2 protein-coding genes are annotated in these 1166 nt (G+C 33.4%); one reads left to right on the top strand and one right to left on the bottom strand.

Annotation, left to right across the window (positions count from 1 at the left end; genetic code table 11):
- The first annotated feature begins 363 nt into the window (after window positions 1-363).
- Window positions 364-711: a DUF488 domain-containing protein gene (locus AOG54_RS03825; protein WP_048102202.1), complete on the top strand. Its 348-nt coding sequence runs from the start codon at window positions 364-366 to the stop codon at window positions 709-711.
- On the opposite strand, the gene AOG54_RS03820 is transcribed toward AOG54_RS03825, so the two are convergent.
- On the bottom strand, window positions 706-1041 hold the full coding sequence (locus tag AOG54_RS03820) for a DsrE family protein (protein WP_162200858.1): 336 nt from the start codon (window positions 1039-1041) through the stop codon (window positions 706-708). The genes AOG54_RS03825 and AOG54_RS03820 overlap by 6 nt on opposite strands.
- Window positions 1042-1166: the final 125 nt, after the last annotated feature.

The raw sequence follows: 1166 nt of genomic DNA, 5'->3' as shown, positions 1-1166 counted from the left end.
CATAGGCCTTTAAAATTGCATTGTCCTGGTCCCTCATTGATAAATGTATATATGTTCTTGTCTGCCTTGATCCATGTACCCATCCCATCTGTGATTCCAATGGTGCCTCTGCAACCTTTGATGCCAGAATCGCCCTAGCATTAGGTAGCTCACCCACAAAATTTAAGAATAAAATATGTGATAACCTCATTAAGTATCATATAATATTATAAAAAGGCGATCCCTGAAACATTTGCCAACGGGATAGAGGGTATTGGGTGTATCCAGGAAGTTTAAGCATCAAAGAGATGATAACTTCCAAAGGTGTATGTTAACATGGTTAACAGAAACTGTAACCTACATAGTATGAATGGAGATCATAAAATGATAAAATTAAAAAGAATTTACTTGCCATATTCGCAGGATGATGGATTTAGAATACTTGTGGAACGTCTATGGCCGCGCGGTATTAAAAAATCAGAGGCACACATAGATTTATGGCTAAGTGACATAGCGCCATCAAACGATTTAAGGAAATGGTTTAACCATGAGGATTCAAAATGGGATGAATTTAATAAAAAATATTACGAGGAGCTCTCAAAAAATAATGCAACAGAAACCCTAAAAGATATAATTAGGGATCATGATGTTGTAACATTTTTGTATTCCTCAAGAAATGAGATGCATAATAATGCGGTTTCACTTAAATATTATGTTGAAAAATACTTATAGCTGCAAATATGCATATCCCATAAGCTGTTTTTCAACAATTTCCTGGACACCAGCATCAACTATGCCGATTCCAATATCTGTCGCTATCAGGTCCTCATCAATATTCTGTTCTTTCAATGAATTTCTGCATGCATTTATTTTTATATTCATATCTAAGAGTTCCTTTATCCTGTTAAGTTCTGGATAATCTTTTAATAGCGATTTTACCGCATTTCTTGTAAATACAACCTCTATAAATGCATCGGGCATTGCCCTCCGCAAATTTTTAATCTGCTTTATTATGGCGTTTATATTATTTATATCATTGCCGTTTACTATAATATTCTGCATGGTTAACATTATTATAAAATCATATTTTTATATTTTTATGCACCAAAGTCTTTATAATTAAAAATAAATTATAGGGTGTCCAAACATACGTCAACTCACTATGTACATTATTTTCCTCCCTGAAT

Source organism: Acidiplasma aeolicum (assembly GCF_001402945.1).
In the GTDB taxonomy this organism is placed as follows: Archaea; Thermoplasmatota; Thermoplasmata; order Thermoplasmatales; family Thermoplasmataceae; genus Acidiplasma; species Acidiplasma aeolicum.
The sequence above is the reverse complement of the archived record's forward strand: the minus strand, read 5'-3'. Positions and strand labels throughout refer to the sequence as shown.

Excerpts from the sequence above, each read along its gene's own strand:
- AOG54_RS03820 (WP_162200858.1), bottom strand. The coding sequence starts at position 1,041 with ATGCAGAATATTATAGTAAACGGCAATGATATAAATAATATAAACGCC.
- AOG54_RS03825 (WP_048102202.1), top strand. The coding sequence starts at position 364 with ATGATAAAATTAAAAAGAATTTACTTGCCATATTCGCAGGATGATGGA.